Annotated in this window: 9 protein-coding genes; 8 read left to right on the plus strand and 1 reads right to left on the minus strand. The window is 58.6% G+C overall.

The window, feature by feature from the left end:
- The first annotated feature begins 214 nt into the window (after window positions 1–214).
- Entirely contained in the window at window positions 215–3,343 is a 3,129-nt protein-coding gene (locus ACWUI2_RS18210; RefSeq protein ID WP_486984272.1) for an alpha-L-rhamnosidase N-terminal domain-containing protein, read from the plus strand.
- Between the two features lie 5 nt (window positions 3,344–3,348).
- On the opposite strand, the gene ACWUI2_RS18215 is transcribed toward ACWUI2_RS18210, so the two are convergent.
- A complete protein-coding gene (locus ACWUI2_RS18215; RefSeq protein ID WP_486984273.1) occupies window positions 3,349–4,278 on the minus strand; it encodes a helix-turn-helix domain-containing protein in 930 nt (309 codons plus the stop codon).
- Between the two features lie 197 nt (window positions 4,279–4,475).
- Here ACWUI2_RS18215 and ACWUI2_RS18220 point away from each other — a divergent pair, with 197 nt between their 5' ends.
- The 7 genes from ACWUI2_RS18220 to ACWUI2_RS18250 all read left to right on the plus strand — a co-directional run bounded on the left by ACWUI2_RS18220 (window position 4,476) and on the right by ACWUI2_RS18250 (window position 16,187).
- Window positions 4,476–5,135, plus strand: coding sequence for a prepilin-type N-terminal cleavage/methylation domain-containing protein (locus tag ACWUI2_RS18220; protein WP_486984274.1), 660 nt, complete (start codon window positions 4,476–4,478; stop codon window positions 5,133–5,135).
- Between the two features lie 121 nt (window positions 5,136–5,256).
- Complete coding sequence (locus ACWUI2_RS18225) at window positions 5,257–8,319, plus strand: glycosyl hydrolase family 2 protein (protein WP_486984275.1); 3,063 nt, start codon at window positions 5,257–5,259, stop codon at window positions 8,317–8,319.
- Window positions 8,320–8,360: 41 nt separating this feature from the next.
- A complete protein-coding gene (locus ACWUI2_RS18230) occupies window positions 8,361–9,731 on the plus strand; it encodes a hypothetical protein (RefSeq protein ID WP_486984276.1) in 1,371 nt (456 codons plus the stop codon).
- Between the two features lie 96 nt (window positions 9,732–9,827).
- A complete protein-coding gene (locus ACWUI2_RS18235) occupies window positions 9,828–11,003 on the plus strand; it encodes a glycosyltransferase WbsX family protein (protein ID WP_486984277.1) in 1,176 nt (391 codons plus the stop codon).
- A gap of 1 nt (window position 11,004) precedes the next feature.
- Window positions 11,005–12,450, plus strand: a complete 1,446-nt coding sequence (locus ACWUI2_RS18240) for a sulfatase-like hydrolase/transferase (RefSeq protein ID WP_486984278.1) — start codon at window positions 11,005–11,007, stop codon at window positions 12,448–12,450.
- Between the two features lie 16 nt (window positions 12,451–12,466).
- On the plus strand, window positions 12,467–13,900 hold the full coding sequence (locus ACWUI2_RS18245) for a sulfatase family protein (RefSeq protein ID WP_486984279.1): 1,434 nt from the start codon (window positions 12,467–12,469) through the stop codon (window positions 13,898–13,900).
- Between the two features lie 40 nt (window positions 13,901–13,940).
- Window positions 13,941–16,187, plus strand: coding sequence for a glycosyl hydrolase family 2 protein (locus ACWUI2_RS18250; protein ID WP_486984280.1), 2,247 nt, complete (start codon window positions 13,941–13,943; stop codon window positions 16,185–16,187).
- The last annotated feature ends 8 nt before the right edge of the window (window positions 16,188–16,195 follow it).

Below are 16,195 nucleotides of genomic sequence, written 5' to 3' on the forward strand. Positions count from 1 at the left end.
GTTTTTCGCGTAGTCTAGCATCGGCGGTGCTTGGGAACCTTACCGATGCTGCCAATCGATAGCATTTTTCTGCCATTCTCAGATTTGGCGGCGCTCCGATTGGCAGAATCGTGCTGGGTTTTTGGGAAATCGTTAAGGTTGGGGTTGGATCGATTGTGGTAACTTCATGGCGGAAATCCCGAGGGATAACACGTTCGGGATTCCATGATTTACCATGCCACGAAAAAACAGATTTCATTTATCGTTTCACTTTCTTCTCCTGATCTTTTCGGCGGCCGCGGCCAGCGGATGGGCGGAGGAGCCCAGCGGACCGATCGGTCTCAGGTGCGACTTCCGGGACACGCCGTTAGCGGTGGAAAACCGCACTCCGCCGTTTTCGTGGCGGTTTGACGACGACCGCATCGGGGCGGCCCAAACCGCCTATCGAATCCAGGTGGCATCCGGAAAGGATTTCGGGGAATTGAAATGGGACAGCGGCCGGGTGGAGTCCCGGCGATCCCATCTCGTCCGTTATGAAGGGGAGCCGCTGCGGTCGAAGGGGAGATACTTTTGGCGCGTCCGGTATTGGGATCAGAATGACAATGAGAGCCCATGGTCGGAGCCGGCCCGCTTTGAGATGGGCGTGCTCGAGCCGGGCGAATGGGCGGCGAGGTGGATCCAGCCCGTTGAATGGGAACGGAACGAAGGTCCCGAGATACGGCGCTGGGCGGAGATGGCGATCTTCGCGCCGGAGGCGGTGTACGAAGCGAGGAAGGACCATTGGGACCGGGTGGCGCGAGGGACCTTGATGAATCACTGGGACCGCCTGATTCTCAGCCGGGTCCTCGATTTGAACCGGGTCCCTTACTTTCGCCGGGAGTTCGAATTGGATCGGCCGGTCGAGTCGGCGCGGCTCAGATACTCCGCCATCGGTTTCGTTGAAGTCCGGCTCAATGGCGAACCGGTATCCGGCGATTTGCTCGATCCGGCGGTGAGCCAGTATTCGGTGGCGGTCAATTACGTCACCCACGATGTCACCGGCCTTCTCGGGCCGGGACGGAACGCCCTTGGATTCATCCTGGACGATGGTTGGGCCCGTGAGACGGTGGCCTGGCCGTTCCCCGAGTTTCGGGACAACTACAACACCCCCGCCTTGCGGGCGGAGTTGGAAATTGAATACGCCGATGGCACGGTGGAGATTTTCGTCACGGACGAGTCCTGGAAGCAGGGGCGCGGGGGACTCCTGGCCAGCAATCATTACATCGGGGAGTTTTTCGACGCGAATCTGGAGCCGGAGGGTTGGGATGCGCCCGGTTTCGACGACTCGGATTGGCGGCCGGTGGCGAGTTTCGAAACGCCGGTCGGGGATCCGGTCATCCAGGCGCAAAGCGTCCAACCGCAAAGGGAAATCAAGCGATTTACGCCGATCGCGGTCACCGAACCCCAGCCGGGAGTCTGGGTCTTCGAACTGCCGGAGACCATCACGGGCAACGTGGAAATCAAGCTCCCCGCCGGACAGACAGGAACGGTTTACGTCCGCCCTTCGGAATGGTTGTGGAACGAGGAAATTACCACTCAAAACTGGCATCACAACCTGCGTTATCCCGATGGATCGATCCGGGAGGCGAGTCCTGGGATGATCGTGGCCAAGCATCGGTCCTCGGCCGTGATGAGCGACGCGCCACCGGTCTTCCGGCGAGGCGCGATCGGAATCACCACTTGGGCGGTGAAGCCGGACGGGCGAAATCCGTTGACCTATCAGACCCGGTTTTCCCCGCAAGTGATGCGGTATCTCGAAGTGACCGGGCTCGAATTCACGCCGGATCTCGACACGGTGACCGGCATTCTGATTCACAATGACCTCCCGGTAAACCACGATGCCTTCGACTCATCGGATGAACTGTTGAATCGCATTTTCAAGGCGTCGGCGTCATCGACGTTGCAGAACACCCAGTCGATGAGTTGGGACAATGCCACGGAGCGAAACCAGACTACCTGGCCGTGGACCTGGCCGGCGGCCTTCAATACGGCGATCGGCGATTTCGCGATGGTTTACCGGAAATTCCTCCGGGACCAGGAACTTTGGTTTCTTCCCAATGGCCGCACCTCCGGCCAGACGCTGACCCTGCGGGCCTACAGTTACCGCGATGTGATCCCGGTCATGCCGATCCATGAGACCCCGGTAGTCGATCTGCCTTGGTTGTATCTGACGTATTACGGAGATATTGATACCGTCCGAGACTACTTCCCGAAGATCCGCAAATGGATCGATTTCTATTGGGAAGGCGAAAAAGGGGAGCGTTATCTCGAAGGCATACGCTCGTGGGAAACCAGTCAATACGGCCAACGATGGAGGCCCGATCCCGACGTTCCCTCCACCAATACCGGCGATCACGTCCAACTCGAGCCGACCAGTCAAATGGAGAGCGACTCTTTTTCGGATCCGCTATTTGTGACGGTCGGCCGATGGCTCAACGTGCTGAGCAAAGCCGCCTGGATCGCCGGGCAACTGGGGGAAATCGAAGAACGGCGTTACTACGAGGATCTGGCGGCGGCAATCGTCGACGCGGTTCGGGAGAGTGCAATGCGCGATCCGGAAACCGGTGCGTATGGGGCCCGCCGGGTGAAGTCGGATCCGGTGCGATTTGTGACCGCCGGCGGGAATCCGGTATCGAACGCGATCGCGGTCGAGGAAGGGATCGCACGTCCGGATGAGAGGCAAGAACTTGCCGATCTTACCTTCGATGAAATCGAGACTTATTATGAAGGGGCGATTCCGGGGGGGCGCGAGTGGTATCGTGCATTGTATTTGATAAGTCAATACGGATATATGGACGAGGCCGTCGAAAAGTTGCGTTCGACGGACTTCCCGGCGATCGGATTTTTCATAGAAAAGTTGGGTTTGACGACCATTTCGGAGAGCCGCTCTTTTCCGACCGGAGGAATTCTTCCGAATTCGTCGGCTCAGGCGGAATCGCATGCGTTCGCGAACTGGTTTGTCGAATTGTTGTGCGGGATTCGATTCGATCCTGCCAGTGCAGGCATGCAGGATTTTATGATCGCGCCCCTTATTCCGTCTAATCTGGCCTTCGCGTCGTTGTCGATGGAATCTCCGTATGGGGAAATCCGATCCGGTTGGAAACAGGATGACGATGAAGGCCGGACGATCATGGAGATCCGGATTCCGCCGAATTCGACCGCCGCGGTGGTAGCTCCGACGGGGCGCCCCCTCCAGATCAACGGGCGAGGGATCGACGAGTTTGCAGGAGTTGTCTTGTTGAAATCGGAGGAGGAAGGGACGCAGCGTTTCCGCCTTCCGGCGGGAGAATTCCGGATCTCCTGGGAGAATCGGAAATCGGATTGACCGGATCAGGGGAGGGTTACGCCCGGCGAGTGGTTGTTCATCGGTTTGAGCCGTCCAGGCATCCGGCGGTTGAACTGTTTTTTGAATTCGCCGGGAGCCATGCCCATGATTTGCCGAAATTGGCGGGAGAAATAATTGCTGTCGCCGAACCCGCATTCGAATGCGATTTCGGTGATCGATTTGTCCGTCATTTCGAGGAGGTTCACCGCTTTCATGATGCGCAGGCGCAACAGGTAGGCGAGTGGTGCCTCCTTGGTGACCTCTTTGAACACCCGGTAGAAATTCCGGCGGGACATCCGGGCGATCCGGGCGAGATCGTCCAAATGAAGAGGCTCGGAATAGTGGGTTTCCATGTGGCCGATCGCTCGTCCGACGTTGATGACTTTGGAGGCGTCGGGGGGGGCGTGGTGGCTGTACCAGCGGGAGAGCAAGGTGATCAGGATCATGAAGTGGCCCATCGCGATCAATTCGTAGCCGCTTTCGCCGCCATGGATTTCTTTCTCCATGATGTCGGTCAACGCCCGGACGTTGATCAACTGTTTCATGTCGAGGTGCATGTGCCGTTGGTATTTGCCGCGTTGGCGAAAGGCCGGCTCAACCACGAAAAGCGCCTGATAGCCGGGCAGACTGGTCATTCCGAAGCTGACCTGAGCGAGAAGCGACGGCTCATAGGTGATGTTGATGACCGTGAGTTGATTTGTTTCGGTGTAGGCGTGGGGACGGGATCCGTGCAGGACGAAAACGTTGCCGGCGGAAAGGGGGAAGCGTTCGCCATCGACGACGTTGACCCCGGTCCCGGCGGCGATGATGACGATCTCGGAGAAATCGTGACTATGCATTGGGTAATCGGGGTGGTTTTCCCAAGTCGAAACGTCCAAGGGAAAGTCCCGTTTCCCGAAAACGATTTCGCGGCTGAGCCGTTTGCATTCATCCATGGGGCTCAGAGAGAACGAAGCGGACGGATTAGTCAATTCGTTGCGGTTGGCTGGGTTGGAGTTGTTTGGCGCTGGAAGTGCAAGCGAATTGGCACAATCGTGCTTGTCTTTGGCTCGTTTGTGAAGGTAATCGAGGCGAAATTCTGGTAACTTCCTTTCAATTCAGATTCTATTTCAACCTCGCAAAGATCTCCCGTATGCAAACGATTTCACCCACCTCAATCCGTCGCAAGGCATTCACGCTGATCGAACTGCTCACGGTGATTGCCATCATCGGCATCCTGGCGGCGATTCTGATTCCCGTCGTCGGGTCCGTTCGCCAGTCGGCCCGCAACACGCAGTGCATCACCAACCTTCGGGAAATCCATTTGGCGGTCACGATGTTTGTGGAGGATCGCGGCGGGTATCCGCGGGCGCGGTTGACCGATCTGCCGGGGCACGACCCGGCATTCTGGTTCGGCGCGCTAAGTTCGTACCTGGACGAGGGGCGTCGTTTTGTTCAGCAGGATTGGGAAACGCGAAAACCCTTTACGGTGTTCGCCTGTCCCGAGGGGGACCCCACGGTCTGGGCAAGTGATTACGGTCTCAACGGGTTTCTGCTCAACCCGGGCGTTTCCACTTCGGTGGGACAGACGGTGCCGGAAACCGCGATCGAGGACCATACCGGGGCTGTTTTGGTGGCCGACACCGCCACTTGGCAGCTCGGCAATCAATGGTCGGGCTTCACCACCAGCCAATTGCGTTTTCGGCACCGGGACCAAGCGAATTTGCTTCATTTCGCCGGGAATGTCAGCCAGGTCCGCGAAGCGGATTTGAACGATGCCGATTTCCTGAGGAGATTGGCCGGAAGGGATTGACCCTTCTCGACGCGGCCATCGAATCGGAGGGAGCCGTTGGCCTCCGCCCGAGAGGCGTTTGGCCGACTTGCAATTTGCCTCGGCACCCTCAAGGAATGTGGCTGGCTGCGAGACGATGATTATGGACCAAGCCTTTTGGAACGAATGGAACGATCCCTCAGCTGATTTGCGGGGGAAGCCGTTCTGGAGCTGGAACGGCGAACTCGATCCTGACGAATTGATCCGGCAGGCCCGTATCTTCAAGGAGATGGGAATGGGCGGCTATTTCATGCATTCGCGGACCGGACTGAAAACGGAATACCTCGGCGAAGAATGGTTTCGTTGTATCAACGCCTGCGCCGACGAGTCCGAAAAGATCGGGATGGAGGCGTGGCTTTACGACGAAGACCGGTGGCCAAGCGGATCGGCGGGGGGATTGGCGACCCGCGAGGCGCGCCACCGGATGAAATACCTTCGCCTGACGATGGTCGCTCCCGGGGAGGAACCGAGCTGGCCGGACGAAGAGCATTTTGCGGGCGCCTTTTCCGCCGAAGTCGACGGTCTGGCGCTCGGGGAATACGAAGCCGTCGGGTATCGCGGCGAGGCGACCCCGGGCCGGTCTGTTCTTCTTTTCGCCTGGGAGGAGATGGGCCCGCACTCTTTTTACAACGGCCAGACCTACCTCGACACGATGAGCGCCGAGGCGACCGAACATTTTCTCCAGGTCACGCACGACGCTTACAAGAAACATTGCGGCGACCGGCTGGGACGCAGCATCAAGGGAATTTTTACCGATGAACCGCATCGCGGCTTCGTTTTCTGCGATGCCCACGGGCAACCGGGTGTGCCGAATCCGGCCTGGGTGATTCCATGGACGCCAAAGCTATGGGAAGAATTCCTCGAAGCTTTTGGATACGATCTGCGCGAGCGCCTGCCGGAGTTGTTCCTTTGCCGGCGAGGTTCCAAACTTTCCCCGGTGAAATGGGCCTACATGGAACTCTGTCAGCGGCTCTTCCTGGAAAACTGGGCGCGCCCGATGCAACAGCGCTGCCAGGACCTCGGCTTGATTCTCACCGGGCATGTCCTCCATGAGGATTCGTTGACCGCCCAGGCGGTGCCGTGCGGCTCGATGATGCGGTATTACGAGTTTCTCGATTACCCGGGGGTCGACATCCTGCATTTGCGGAACGATAACTACTGGGTCGTTAAACAGCTGGCATCGGTCGCCCGGCAGTTGGGTCAGCCGTGGTTGTTGTCCGAACTCTACGGGTGCTCCGGGTGGCAGACGCATTTCGGAGACCACAAACGAATCGGCGATTGGCAGGCCCTTTTCGGAATCAATCTCCGTTGTCACCACCTGAGCTGGTATTCGATGGCCGGTGAGGCGAAGCGCGACTTCCCGGCCAGCATCTCGTTTCAGTCCGCCTGGTATCCGGAATACGCCGCGGTTGAAACGTATTTCAGCCGGATGCATCTGCTTCTGCAGACGGGTCGTCCGCTCTGCGATGTTTTGGTGATCAGTCCGGTGGAAAGCCTGTGGGGACAGATTCGTCCGGGATGGGCGACCTGGCTCGGGGCGGTCGATCCGCACGTGTTGGAGCTGGAAGAAGTCTATCGGAAAGTCTTTACCTGGCTTTGCGGTTCCCAGGTCGATTTCGACTACGGGGATGAAGCGCATCTGGCGGAACGCGGGTCGGTCGATGAGGAGGCCGGTCTTCTCTCCCTCGGAAAAATGCGCTACCGGGCGGTGGTGGTGGCGGGCATGGAAACCATGCGCCAAACCACCCTGGAGTTGCTGGCCCGCTTGCGGGAGGCTGGAGGAACGGTGATTTTCGCCGGTTCCGCGCCTGACTATCTCGACTGCTCGCCGTCGGACGATGCGGTCCGTCTGCGCGACCGCTGCCAGGCGGTGCCGCTGGAAAGAGAGGCCCTCGCCGCAGCCGTGCGGTCGGCCAGCGTCGTCGCCGATGAATTGACCTTGAGCGCCTCCGGCAAGGGACTTTTTTGCCAGGTGAGGGTCGAGGGAGACCGCCGGATTATCGCGTTGCTTAATCCCTCGGATACCGAATCCCGAACGAACGTGAGCATCCGGGCGGCCGGTTCCGGTCCGGTGACCGAGCTGAATTGCCTGACCGGGGAGGCGATCGCGGTGGAGGCCGTGGAGGGGAACGGCGAGGTGTCATGGACGACTGATTTCCATCCCTTGCAGGAACGGTTTTTCCTCTGCGGTGCCGAAGTTCCGGAGGCGAAAAGCCCGGCGGTGCCGGTCGAAGGGGAGGAGCGATCGCTCGAAGGGCCTTTTGAATACCAGCTGGACGAACCGAATATCGCGGTCCTGGATTCGGCCGAGTTCTCCGTGGCCGATGGGCCGTGGGAGGAAAAGGAGGAAGTTCTCCGGGTGGAACAAAAACTTTGCGAACGGCTCGGGACGTCGGTCCGCGGAGGGCAGATGGTGCAACCGTGGGCGAGGGGGAAGGAAAAGGCGCCAGGGAAGGGAACGCCGGTCCGTCTTCGTTTTGGTTTCGAGGTCAGGAGGATTCCGGATACGCCGGTCAGTCTCCTGATTGAGGAACCGGAGGCTCAGCGGATCTTCTGTAACGGGGTCGTTTTAGAGGTGCCGGCGAAAACCGAGTGGTTCATCGATCCCTGTTTCCGGATCGTTCCTATTCCCGAAGGCCTTCTCCGGGAAGGATCGAACGAATTGGTTTTGTCGCGGGAATTCCAGGAAGGGACCGACATCGAAGCGATCTATCTCCTGGGCGATTTCGGAGTGGATGCTTCGGAAGGAAAAGTCGCACTTACGGAGTTGCCCTACCGTTTACCGGTCGGCGATTGGACCCGGCATGGGCTTCCCTTTTACACGGGACGGATCGCGTTGCGGGTCGAGGTCGGATCTGCGCGAAAGATCGAAATGGATCCGATGGGTGCAGCGACGCTTGTGGTCCGGCATCCCGATGACGGAACCTCGCGGATCCTGCCTTGGGGACCATTCGCTTGCGATCTCGACGGGCTGGTGAACGACGAAGGGTTCGTGGTGCTCGAGTGGGTGCTCACCCGTCGAAACACGTTTGGTCCCCTCCATCTTGTTCCGATCGAGCAACGGAGCATCGGTCCGGTGCACTTCCGTTCCGAAGGTCCCGACTGGTCGGATGAATATCAACTGGTGCCAACCGGTCTGGCCGCCGGTCCGACCGTCATCGCATGACCGATCGGACAAACCCTTGAAGTATAAACCACGAACTGCCAATGACACAAACCATCCTTACAACCCTGGTTCTCGCGCTCATGTGCAGTGTTGCTTTCTGCGGGGACTTTCGCGTCGGTTCCGGTGAAACGCAGGTCTCCCATGGGACCTTTTCCTCGTCGACGACCGGTTGGGATGGCTCTCCTGAAAGTCCGGATGGCCGGACTGTGGCATATGCGGTTTATCCCGAGGTTCTCGATATCACGGGGCGTCGGGTTTATGATGTGGAGTTGTGGGTATGTGACCGGAAGGAAGATAACTCCTTTTCCAACCATCGTAGGATTTTGGGAGGTCTGAGGGCCGGTCTTCACTATGGGCTTTATCAGCAATGGATCGATCATCGATTATTGACGTATACCAGCTGGGGGCAGGCTGGGATAGTTGATATCGAGACGAACGAGCATGCCTATGGGCCTTTTCCTATGGTGAACTTGGGCCGGCGGCCTCATGGTTCGCGGGTGTTGCTGACCAATTACCGGGCCTCGGAAGCGGATATTCAGGTGCTGAGCGAGCGGCTGGGGATGGTTATGAGGGAGAACGGTATATATGAGCTGGATACTCAAACGGGGGAGGTCCACCTCGTCATATCGACTGCAAGGCTCCGCGAAGAGCATATCGATCAATTGAAGCGGCGAACCGAATTATCGGACAACGTGGCGGAATGGCATTTCAGTCATTTCGATTATTCCCCGGACGGTGAAAGGATCATGTTTATTTTTCGGGGAGGACGGGGAAATCTGAAGACCCATCCCCAGGTCGTAATGTTTATTGATAGCGACGGTGAGAATCTACTGATAACCGAAGGGCGAGCCCTGGTTCACACGGGCTGGTTCGCGGACGGGCTGTTATTATCGGGAATGCTGGTGCATCCGGAAGTCTGGAATTACGAGGAGTGGAATTTCACCGGCGCATCCAATTATGCGTTTCGCGAACCCGCGGAAATCGAGGCGTCCAGGGAGGACGATTCGGTGAAAGGGTCGATTGTCGCCAGAGCGGGGCGGGATTTGGCAAAAGTGGCGGTGGCGGCGGGCCCGGCGAATCATATCGCCCAATCCCCCGACCGGACGTTGATCGCCGGGGAGGTGCTCGCGAGCGATGGAGTGACGCCGCATCCATACCAGCTGTTTTTGTATGTTTTCGGCGAGACGAAACCGGCCGCGACCATCTTCCAAATTCCTTACGCGCCCGTGCTCCGGACCGGGGCGCATGTTGATCCATCTTTTTCCCGTGACGGCAGACGGCTTTATTACAATCGTCCGGTCGGGAACGAAACCTCGCGGATGTTCTGTTATGAAATACCTCCGGAGATCCTGGACCGGGCGGCCAAGGCATTGCCGATGGTAAAGGCGTTGATCGACCAATATGGGAATTAGCCGGTTTGGCACGGATGTGCTATTCAATGGCAGAATGTTTAAGGCCGTATTCCGCCGGATCGGGTATGGTGGCAGCACGATCGGAATTTTATTTTCATGCAAACTCCTGAAGTAGCGGTTTACTATTTCCCGAACTACCATCTCGACCCGCGGAACGAGGCGGTCCACGGTGCTGGCTGGACGGAGTGGGAACTGGTGAAGCGGGCCGAGCCCCGGTTCGAAGGGCATCAACAGCCCAAGCTCCCCCGGGACGGGTTCGAGGACGAAGCCGATCCCCAGGTCATGGCGAAGAAGATTGACGCGGCGGCGGACCACGGGGTGGACGCGTTTATTTTCGACTGGTATTGGTATGATGACGGTCCCTTTCTCCAGCGCGGTCTGGAGGAGGGATTTCTCGGTGCCCCGAACAACGGACGACTCAAATTCGCCCTGATGTGGGCCAATCACGACTGGCTTTCGATCCACCCGCAGAAACGGGCCGATCGTTTCAATGAGCCGAATCTGCTTTATCCCGGCGCGGTCACTCCGAAGACATTTGAGACGATTATGGACCATTGCCTGGAGCATTACTTCAGTCACGGTTCCTATTGGCTGCGGGATGGATGTCCGTATTTCTCGATCTACGCTTTGGAACGGCTGATCGTTGGTTTCGGAGGAATCGAGAAGACCCGCGAACTCCTCGACCGGTTTCGCCAGAAGGTGAAAGCGGCAGGTTTTCCGGATCTCCACCTGAATGCCATCTTGTACGAAAATTCGATTCTCGCCGGAGAGTGCATGCCGCGAAACGCCCTGCAGGTAGTGGAGGAATTGGGCTTCGACAGCGTCAGTTCTTATGTCTGGATCCATCACTACCAGACGGATGAGTTTCCCCAAGTCGAATACGCGGTAATCCGCGACGCCTACTTCGAATGCTGGGACGAAATGGCCGGGAAGACCTCGTTGCCCTATTATCCGAATGTCACGATGGGGTGGGATTCGTCGCCTCGCACCGTGCAGTCGGATGCATTCGATAATCTCGGTTATCCCTTCATGTATTCGATCAGGAATAATTCGCCGGCAGCCTTTCAACGGGCCTTGCAATTGACCAGGCAACGTTTGATGGAGCAGGACGTGCCCCATCCGTTCCTCACCATCAATGCTTGGAACGAATGGACGGAGGGAAGCTACTTGGAACCCGACTTGATCCATGGAATGGGATATCTGGAAGCGATTCGGGAGACTTTCCCGGAAAAGGTGGCAATAACCGACGGAACGGCCCGGGAAACGGTCTGAGATGAGGGTGCTGACGTATGTGGCCGGATGGATCGCTCTGGCCTCCCAGATGTTGCCCGGAAGTTTGGTTGCCGCCGACCCGACGGAGGCGCGGGCGTTGAAACCGAATATCATTTTCATTTTTCCCGACGACGTGTCGGCCCACCGGTTGGCGACCTACGGAGGCGAGATTGAGATGCCGGTTCTGGATCGCCTCGCGCGAGAGGGGATTCGTTTCAACGATGGATGGGCCTCCCCGGTCTGCGGTCCGTCGCGGGCCATGCTTCACACTGGAAAGTATCCGCACAATCAGGGTTATTGGCACAATCCCGTCATGCCCCGGTTGCTGTTCTATGAAGATCCCCGCCACGATCTTTGGATGCGGGTCGCGCAGAGGGAAGGCTATGTTACGGCATTCTTCGACAAGCTTCATCACGATGGAATGGAGCACGACCTCGAAAAACTGTCCGCGCAGATCGAGCAGTACGGAGTCGATTATTATTGGGTGAACCGTTACTGGGATGGCTACGACGGTCCGGACCAGGGGAGGGGAGGACCGGAACGCCGGGGGATGTATGGGGTCTCTTGGTTTTGGCATCCGGGTATTGTCCAAAACGGGAAACCGGTGCCCACTGGTCCGGACGATTTCGGACCGGATTTGTCGGCGCGCGCCATCAAGGACTTCATTCGCGATAACCAGGATCGGCCGTTTTTCATTTATTGGGCGACCTATCTTCCCCACAAGGCCTTCGATCCCGATGCGAACGTCTGGTATTACACCGACGTGCCGGAAGTCGATGCCGACGGGCGAAGGACCGGCGGACGGATTCCGGGAAGACTCGAATCGACCATGCGGCATCTCGACTTGCTGACGGGCGAGATAGTCGAGGAATTGGAGCAGCTCGGCTTGATGGATAACACCATACTTTTCTTCGTCGGGGACAACGGCACGGCCGATGGTGACAAGAATTCGTACGACCGCGACCGTGCGTTGCGGGTGCCGTGGGTCGTTTATGGCGGCCCGGTTCCGGCGCGAGGTCCGTCGGACGTAATGGTGAGCCTGGTCGACATGTGGCCGACGGTGGCCGACCTCACCGGCCACGCCGGTCCCCGCGATGTCGACGGACACAGTTTCGCTCCCTACCTGCTGGGAGAAGAGTTCGAGCCGCGGGAGACTTTGCTGATGGCGTTGAACAACGCCCGTTGGGTGCGGGATGCCGATTGGCTGCTCGACGGACGCGGTCGTTTCTGGGATGTCCGCGACGCCCGGTCGTGGGAGGAATACCGCGATGTCACAAATGTCCGGGATCCGGAGATCATCGAAGCCAGGCTTCGCCTGGAGGCGGTCCGTGATCGCGAACTTCTCCTGCCCGATTACCAAGACCCGCAAACCGTCGACTCCTGGCGGGTGTTTAGGCGTGGCAATCCCCCCGTGGAAGTTTATCGTCCGGATTTCCTGCCCAATTGATCGCCAGACCCGTCCCATGAAGAAGACGCCGAATATCCTTATCATCAACGTCGATCAACAACGTTACGATTCGCTCGGGTTCACCGGCAATCCGATCGTCCGAACACCCCATCTCGACCGGTTGGCGGCGCAGGGAATGCAGTTCGATTCGGCTTACACCCCCTTGCCGGTCTGTTGTCCGGCCCGGCAGACCTTCCTGTCGGGGGTCATGCCGGAAGTCCACGAAGGATTGTGGAACTTCGGTCCCGGCGGTTCCCTCCCGGTCAGCGCGCTTTCCCCCGAACGGCCGATCTGGGTCCGGCAATTGCGCGAGGCCGGATATCGCACCGCCTACCTGGGGAAATGGCACGTCCATCCGGAACTTGATCCGACGGCGTTCGGATATGAAACCTTCGACGATCCTCCCGGCGACAATTTCGCAACGCCCCACAAGGGGACGAAGTATCCCGTGCCGACCAATCCGTGGCCCCAGTTCCCGGTCGGGGCCTATGAAACCTTGCCGGTGGAACAGTGCCATACTCACGTCCTGGCCGATCTTTGTAATCGAAGAATAGATACGCTTGGGACGGGAGAAAGCCCCTGGCATATCCGGCTCGATTTTTCGGAGCCACACTTGCCATGCGTTCCAGCGGAGCCGTTTGCCTCGATGTATCCGCCCGAGTCGATCCCCCCCTGGCCGAATTTTGAGGACGATTTCAAGGGCAAGCCATTCATCCAGGGACAACAGTTGCGCAACTGGGGAATCGAACATTGGACCTGGAAGGAGTGGTCGATTTACCTCTCCGGTTACTACGGGGTCATCTCGCAGGTCGACGATGCCATCGGGAAAGTCATCCGGCATCTCGAAGAAAAAGGCCTGACCGAAGAGACGCTCATCATCTACACCACCGACCACGGCGATGCCGCCGGGAGCCACCGGATGATGGACAAACATTACGTGATGTACGAGGAAGAAGTCCGGGTGCCGATGGTGATCCGCTGGGACGGCGTGATCCGGCCCAACACGTCCTGCCACGATTTCGTGAGCCACTTTCTGGATCTCCCGGTGACGATCCTCGACCTGCTCGAACTGCCGACGCCCGATTGTTACCAGGGCCGCAGTTTTCTGCCGCAATTGCGGGGCCAGCCGGCCGGCGATCCATGGGAATACGGTTTCAGTACTTACAACGGACAACAGTTCGGACTGTATTGCCAGCGGATGATCCGGGACCGGAAATACAAATACATCTGGAACGCCACCGATATCGACGAATGTTACGATTTGGAGAACGATCCGTTTGAAATGAACAACCTGGCCGCCGATCCGGCCAATGAACCACTCTGCCGCCGCTATCGGCGGAAAGTCTGGAAAGTATTCTCCGAACTGAAAGACCCGCTGGTTTGCGGTCCGTGGAACAGCCGGTGGCTTCGCGGCGAAGTCTCGAGTCCCACCGGAGAACCGGCGGAATGAATCCGCCCGCGACCCTTTCACATTTTCTATGAGACAATCCATGCCAAAAACGAAACCCCGTCTTTCAATCCGTTTCGGCTTGAGCGCCGTTCTTGGCGGGCTTCTCCTCGGGTGCGATCCCGCCGGATCGGTGCGGGCCGAGAGCGAGCCTGCAATCCCGCCGGCGACCGCCGGGATCGAGGAGGATTTATACATGCTTTCAAAACAGGCGATCCTGGATAACTTTCTGAATCCACCAAACGAATACAGATTGGTGCAATACCAACTGAACGACAATACCCTGCAAAGATATCCGGAGTACGGAATCGGCGGTTTCATGGCTTTTTTTTATCGGGAACTGTATCAGCAGGGTCCAGCCGCCGCCGAAAAGATCGGGCCTTTGGTCGATGCGGCGGCCGAGAAAAAGATGCCGGTTTGGCTGGCGGACGATTTCGGCTATCCGAGCGGCATGGCCGGGGGGCGCGTGGTGGAGGAAAATCCCGAGTTCGAAGTCCGCGGTCTGGGCCGGGTGGTGCTGACCGGAGAGGGGGCCGGTCCGATCGTCGTGGAACTTCCGGAGAATGCGGAGCGCTTTGTTTCTGCCGTCCTGTATCCGGTGGCGGATGGAGCGGTCGATCTGGCCGGGGGCCGAGTCGTACCGGTCGAAGAACGAAAAATCGAGACGAGCGGATTGGAAGGATCCTGGCAACTCTCGGCCTTCGTCCGGTACGTGCGGGACCGGAATGTCCAGGCGCAATCGACCATGGCGCAGTTCAGGCATACCGGTCGGTTTCCCGATCTATTGAACCGCGATGCGGTCGCCAGCTTCCTGGCTCACATGCACGAACCGATGGTCGCACGGATCGACGATCTCCCGGCCAAGGTCGAAGGTTTTTACACCAACGAGCCGCAGTTGATGCAACTGCATTGGTCGATCGAGGAGGAAGCCTCCTTCGCCGCGGTTTCCTGGAACGAAGATCTTCCCGAACGGTTCCGGGAAATGCACGGCTACGATCTGATGCCGCTGCTCGACGCGCTTTACGAAGGGGATTCTTTGCAGGCCCGGCGGATTCGCATGCACTTTCACCAGACCGTGGCGGAGATGTTCGCCGACAGCTTCGCCCGGCAGATCGCCGATTGGTGCGCCGAGCGAGGCGTCGCCTCCAGCGGACATTTCCTTTTGAACGAATATCTTTCGATGCACGTGGCGGCCTACGGAGACCTGATGAAATTCGCCGCGGAGTTCCATGTGCCGGCGCTCGACATCGGGATTCCGAATCCGGACCGGTTTGATGATTTCGAATATCAACAGGCCAAGTTCTTCAGTTCCATCGCCGCCTGGAAGGAGATGGACACCGTCATTTGCCTGCTGGATCCGATCATCGGGGGAGGGGGGCTGTTGCGGCTTTCGCCGGCCATTCCGTTGTTGTTGAATTCGACCAACCGGGCTTTCTTCAACGGGGCGAATCTCTTTTCCTCCTACCTCCCTCTCGATCCGGTGAATACCGAGGACGCGCGGGGACGGGGCCGCCGGGCGACCGGGTACGAACAGGAGGAATACCGGGCCTTCAACGAATACGTGGGAAGAGTCTCCCTCGTCCTGCGGGGCGCCCGCCGGGAGACCGCGGTCGCCCTTTATTATCCGATCGCCATGTTCCAGACCGAATACCGGCCCTCGACCCTGCACTGGCGGGATGTGGTTCCCGACCACCGGGACCGGCAAGGTTTATGGGACCGGACGGAGAAAGTCCTTCTGGACGCCGACATCGACTACAATGTCATTCATCCGCTGGCTCTGGAGGAAGCCCGGATCGAAAATGGGGCGTTGCACGTCGGCACTGCCACCTACCGCTACCTGATCATGCCCCGGATGGAACTGCTCCCATTGTCGGCGGTCCGGAAAATCCGCGAGTTCGAAGAAGGAGGCGGTGTGGTGCTGTGGGTCGATTCGGTGCCCGGCGCCGGGGCTTACGAGCGGGAGGACCGGGAGGTGCGGGATGCCTTCCGTGGAGTCTCCCCGGTGAGCGTCGAGGAGATTCCGGGACGTATCGGGCAACCGTATTCGGACGCCTTCGACTTGACGTTTGAGCCTGGGCCGGATCGGTTGGGGGTGGCACGGTTTTACCGGAAGAATCAGCGTATTCATTTTTTGGTGAACCTGGCCCGAGATCCGCTGGATGTATCCGTCCAAGGTAGAAACGGCACCAGGGCAACGGTGTTGGATCCCACTTCGGGAGCGACGGAGGAAGTCGAACTCCCCGCTTCTCTGACGATCGACACCTACCGGAGTCTGCTGATCCTTCAGTAGTTTCCAAG

It is taken from the genome of Verruconatronum alginivorum (assembly GCF_056590205.1).